Source organism: Brevundimonas kwangchunensis, assembly GCF_039523815.1.
GTDB classification, from domain to species: Bacteria; Pseudomonadota; Alphaproteobacteria; order Caulobacterales; family Caulobacteraceae; genus Brevundimonas; species Brevundimonas kwangchunensis.
This window is the reverse complement of sequence record NZ_BAAAGA010000013.1, coordinates 1-5,362: the sequence shown is the minus strand read 5'-3', so window position 1 is coordinate 5,362 and position 5,362 is coordinate 1. Positions and strand designations below refer to the sequence as shown.

The following is a 5,362-nucleotide window of genomic DNA, read 5'->3' as shown; positions in this document are numbered from 1 at the left end:
TGATCTGGAAAGAGAAACGCAGGCGGCGGTGTCCTTGCGGAACCCTTCGGGGTTCTATGTCGACACTGACAACTGCGGTCTTTTTGAAAAGATACACCATGTCGTTTGGTCTTCGGATCAGGCGATCGTGGGATCTCGTCAAGAATACGTAGAACTAATGCCAAGGTCGCTTCGGCGGCCTGATGCTTAGGTCAGAAGTCAACTCAACCTGAGAGTTTGATCCTGGCTCAGAGCGAACGCTGGCGGCAGGCCTAACACATGCAAGTCGAACGAAGTCTTCGGACTTAGTGGCGGACGGGTGAGTAACACGTGGGAACGTGCCTTTAGGTTCGGAATAACTCAGGGAAACTTGTGCTAATACCGAATGTGCCCTTTGGGGGAAAGATTTATCGCCTTTAGAGCGGCCCGCGTCTGATTAGCTAGTTGGTGAGGTAAAGGCTCACCAAGGCTACGATCAGTAGCTGGTCTGAGAGGATGACCAGCCACATTGGGACTGAGACACGGCCCAAACTCCTACGGGAGGCAGCAGTGGGGAATCTTGCGCAATGGGCGAAAGCCTGACGCAGCCATGCCGCGTGGATGATGAAGGTCTTAGGATTGTAAAATCCTTTCACCGGTGAAGATAATGACTGTAGCCGGAGAAGAAGCCCCGGCTAACTTCGTGCCAGCAGCCGCGGTAATACGAAGGGGGCTAGCGTTGCTCGGAATTACTGGGCGTAAAGGGAGCGTAGGCGGACATTTAAGTCAGGGGTGAAATCCCGGAGCTCAACTCCGGAACTGCCTTTGATACTGGGTGTCTTGAGTGTGAGAGAGGTATGTGGAACTCCGAGTGTAGAGGTGAAATTCGTAGATATTCGGAAGAACACCAGTGGCGAAGGCGACATACTGGCTCATTACTGACGCTGAGGCTCGAAAGCGTGGGGAGCAAACAGGATTAGATACCCTGGTAGTCCACGCCGTAAACGATGATTGCTAGTTGTCGGGAAGCTTGCTTTTCGGTGACGCAGCTAACGCATTAAGCAATCCGCCTGGGGAGTACGGTCGCAAGATTAAAACTCAAAGGAATTGACGGGGGCCCGCACAAGCGGTGGAGCATGTGGTTTAATTCGAAGCAACGCGCAGAACCTTACCACCTTTTGACATGCCCGGACCGCCACAGAGATGTGGCTTTCCCTTCGGGGACTGGGACACAGGTGCTGCATGGCTGTCGTCAGCTCGTGTCGTGAGATGTTGGGTTAAGTCCCGCAACGAGCGCAACCCTCGCCATTAGTTGCCATCATTCAGTTGGGAACTCTAATGGGACTGCCGGTGCTAAGCCGGAGGAAGGTGGGGATGACGTCAAGTCCTCATGGCCCTTACAGGGTGGGCTACACACGTGCTACAATGGCGACTACAGAGGGTTAATCCTTAAAAGTCGTCTCAGTTCGGATTGTCCTCTGCAACTCGAGGGCATGAAGTTGGAATCGCTAGTAATCGCGGATCAGCATGCCGCGGTGAATACGTTCCCGGGCCTTGTACACACCGCCCGTCACACCATGGGAGTTGGTTCTACCCGAAGGTGGTGCGCTAACCGCAAGGAGGCAGCCAACCACGGTAGGGTCAGCGACTGGGGTGAAGTCGTAACAAGGTAGCCGTAGGGGAACCTGCGGCTGGATCACCTCCTTTCTAAGGATGCTTCTCCAGTCTCTCACGAGACTATTGAGGCTCCGATTTAGCCGAAGCGCGAAAGCGTCAAAGGCACTATGCGGGATGCCGCCGTCTCCGTTTCTCTTTCCACTTTCATGTTCGTCTCGATCAGCATTCGGTTGATCGCGATGGGCATGCGATCGCGAGCCTGGGGATCTTCCTCGGCTGTCGCTGCCATAGGCCCGTAGCTCAGGTGGTTAGAGCGTACGCCTGATAAGCGTAAGGTCGGCAGTTCGAGTCTGCCCGGGCCTACCAGGACCTCTGGCAAGCCGGGGGCTGGATCCAAGCCGACAGGTCGCCGACAGCTCTCCTGGGCCGCACTGTTCACTGGAACGGGGCCATAGCTCAGTTGGTAGAGCGCCTGCTTTGCAAGCAGGATGTCGTCGGTTCGACTCCGTCTGGCTCCACCAGAACATACTCGTGATCGCAAACAGGTTTCACACCGGCTGTATCAGCCGGCTGTGATTGACATTGTGAAGGAAGAACAAGACCGGCCCCCCTGGGCTTACAGGTCATGTTCGAGATGAAGACATTGTCTGACAAAAATCAGGCATGGTCCCCCGGCAACTTTCCAGTCGGGCGGAACAAACCATGCATGAGTTTTGCTGAGAAACGATCAAGCGTTGAAGGGCTTCTGACGGATGCCTTGGCGTAGAGAGGCGATGAAGGACGTGGCAAGCTGCGATAAGAACCGGGGAGGCGCTAGCACCCTTTGATCCGGTTATTTCCGAATGGGGAAACCCACCTTTGTGGTCTTCCAACTCATACCCAGTCTTCGGGCTGGGTACGGATTGGTTGATTGCTTAAAGGTATAATGACCTGAATACATAGGGTTCATTAAGCGAACCCGGGGAACTGAAACATCTCAGTACCCGGAGGAAAGGACATCAACCGAGACTCCCGTAGTAGTGGCGAGCGAACCGGGACCAGGCCAGTGCTCTTGTGAAATAAAGTCGAACGGAATGGAAAGTCCGGCCATAGCGGGTGACAGCCCCGTAGACGTCAAACAGCAAGAGACTCGAGTAGGGCGGGACACGTGAAATCCTGTCTGAACATGGGGGGACCACCCTCCAAGCCTAAGTACTCCTCTACGACCGATAGTGAACAAGTACCGTGAGGGAAAGGTGAAAAGCACCCCGACAAGGGGAGTGAAACAGATCCTGAAATCGGAAGCCTACAAGCAGTCGGAGCCCCCATGCGGGGTGACGGCGTACCTTTTGTATAATGGGTCAGCGACTTCATGTGTCGAGCAAGCTTAAGCCGTTAGGTGTAGGCGCAGCGAAAGCGAGTCTGAACAGGGCGATAAGTTCGACGTATGACGACCCGAAACCAGGTGATCTATCCATGAGCAGGATGAAGGTTGGGTAACACCAACTGGAGGTCCGAACCGGTGACTGTTGAAAAAGCCTCGGATGACTTGTGGATAGGGGTGAAAGGCCAATCAAACCTGGACATAGCTGGTTCTCCGCGAAATCTATTTAGGTAGAGCGTCCGACGAATTCCCTGGGGGGTAGAGCACTGGATGGTTGCGGGCTGCGCGAGCGGTACCAATACTAACCAAACTCCGAATACCCAGGAGAACTATCGGGCAGACACACGGCGGGTGCTAACGTCCGTCGTGAAAAGGGAAACAACCCTAACCATCATCTAAGGCCCCCAAGTACTGGCTAAGTGGGAAACGATGTGGGATTGCTTTGACAATCAGGAGGTTGGCTTAGAAGCAGCCATCCTTTAAAGAAAGCGTAACAGCTCACTGATCAAGCGATCCTGCGCGGAAAATGTAACGGGGCTCAAGCCAGTCGCCGAAGGTATGGGTTTGCACTTTGTGCAAGCGGTAGCGGAGCGTTCCGTAAGCCTGTGAAGGTCAACTGTGAGGTTGGCTGGAGGTATCGGAAGTGAGAATGCTGACATGAGTAACGATAAACAGTGTGAGAAACACTGTCGCCGAAAGACCAAGGGTTCCTGCGTAAAGCTAATCTGCGCAGGGTTAGTCGGCCCCTAAGGCGAGGCTGAAAAGCGTAGTCGATGGGAAGCAGGTAAATATTCCTGCACCAGCTGGAAGTGACGGATGGCGTAAGTTGTCAGGGCTTATTGGATTGTCCTGGCAGCGAAGTCGTCCCTGGAAATAACTCCAGCAGAGACCGTACCCGAAACCGACACAGGTGGTCAGGTAGAGCATACCAAGGCGCTTGAGAGAACTGTGCTGAAGGAACTCGGCAAATTGCACGCGTAACTTCGGAATAAGCGTGACTCACCTAGGGCAACCTAGACTGAGTGGCACAAGCCAGGGGGTAGCGACTGTTTAGCAAAAACACAGGGCTCTGCGAAGCAGCAATGCGACGTATAGGGTCTGACGCCTGCCCGGTGCCTGAAGGTTAAAGGGAGATGTGAAAGCGTCGAACTGAAGCCCAGGTAAACGGCGGCCGTAACTATAACGGTCCTAAGGTAGCGAAATTCCTTGTCGGGTAAGTTCCGACCTGCACGAATGGCGTAACGACTTCCCCACTGTCTCCAGCACAGGCTCAGTGAAATTGAATTCCCCGTGAAGATGCGGGGTTCCCGCGGTCAGACGGAAAGACCCTATGAACCTTTACTATAGCTTCGCCTTGGCGTTAGCGACCGTATGTGTAGGATAGGTGGGAGGCTATGAAACCGGGGCGCCAGCTCTGGTGGAGCCATCCTTGAAATACCACCCTTACTGTCGTTGACGTCTAACCGAGGGCCGTTATCCGGTCCCGGGACATGGCGTGGTGGGTAGTTTGACTGGGGCGGTCGCCTCCTAAAGTGTAACGGAGGCGCGCGATGGTGGGCTCAGACCGGTCGGAAATCGGTCGTCGAGTGCAATGGCATAAGCCCGCCTGACTGCGAGACTGACAAGTCGAGCAGAGACGAAAGTCGGCCATAGTGATCCGGTGGTCCCGCGTGGAAGGGCCATCGCTCAACGGATAAAAGGTACTCTAGGGATAACAGGCTGATTTTGCCCAAGAGTCCATATCGACGGCAAAGTTTGGCACCTCGATGTCGGCTCATCACATCCTGGGGCTGGAGCAGGTCCCAAGGGTATGGCTGTTCGCCATTTAAAGTGGTACGTGAGCTGGGTTCAGAACGTCGTGAGACAGTTTGGTCCCTATCTGCCGTGGGTGTTCGAAGCTTGAGAGGATCTGTCCCTAGTACGAGAGGACCGGGATGGACGTACCTCTGGTGGACCTGTCGTGGCGCCAGCTGCGCAGCAGGGTAGCTATGTACGGAATAGATAACCGCTGAAAGCATCTAAGCGGGAAACTAACCTCAAAACAAGGCTTCGCTGAGGATCGTGGAAGACTACCACGTTGATAGGCCAGGTGTGGAAGTGGGGCGACCCATGAAGCTTACTGGTACTAATAATCCGATCGGCTTGATCGTTTCTCAGCAAAACTCATTCGATTTTTCCTCACTACTCAAAGTGAGGCTGACAATGTCTTCATCAAACAAATCACGTCTGTCCGCCTGGTTGACCCGGTGGCTATGTCGGAGGTTCCCCACCCGATCCCATTCCGAACTCGGTCGTTAAGCCCTCCAGAGCCAATGGTACTTCGTCTCAAGGCGCGGGAGAGTAGGTCGCCGCCGGGTCTACCAGTCGGATAAACGTGATTTCGAACAGTTCTTCCTCACCCTGCCGTTCGCCGCGGGATGGAGC

General features: G+C 54.5%; 2 tRNA genes and 3 rRNA genes. All 5 read left to right on the top strand.

The window, feature by feature from the left end:
- The first annotated feature begins 204 nt into the window (after nt 1–204).
- Nucleotides 205–1,665 (top strand): 16S ribosomal RNA (locus ABDZ95_RS15325).
- Between the two features lie 199 nt (nt 1,666–1,864).
- Nucleotides 1,865–1,941 (top strand) — tRNA-Ile (locus tag ABDZ95_RS15320).
- A gap of 79 nt (nt 1,942–2,020) precedes the next feature.
- Nucleotides 2,021–2,096: transfer RNA gene (locus ABDZ95_RS15315), tRNA-Ala, on the top strand.
- Nucleotides 2,097–2,300: 204 nt separating this feature from the next.
- A 23S ribosomal RNA gene (locus tag ABDZ95_RS15310) occupies nt 2,301–5,088 on the top strand.
- A gap of 92 nt (nt 5,089–5,180) precedes the next feature.
- Nucleotides 5,181–5,295, top strand: a 5S ribosomal RNA gene (gene rrf / locus ABDZ95_RS15305).
- Together the 16S, 23S and 5S rRNA genes with 2 tRNA genes alongside form the textbook arrangement of a ribosomal RNA operon.
- Nucleotides 5,296–5,362: the final 67 nt, after the last annotated feature.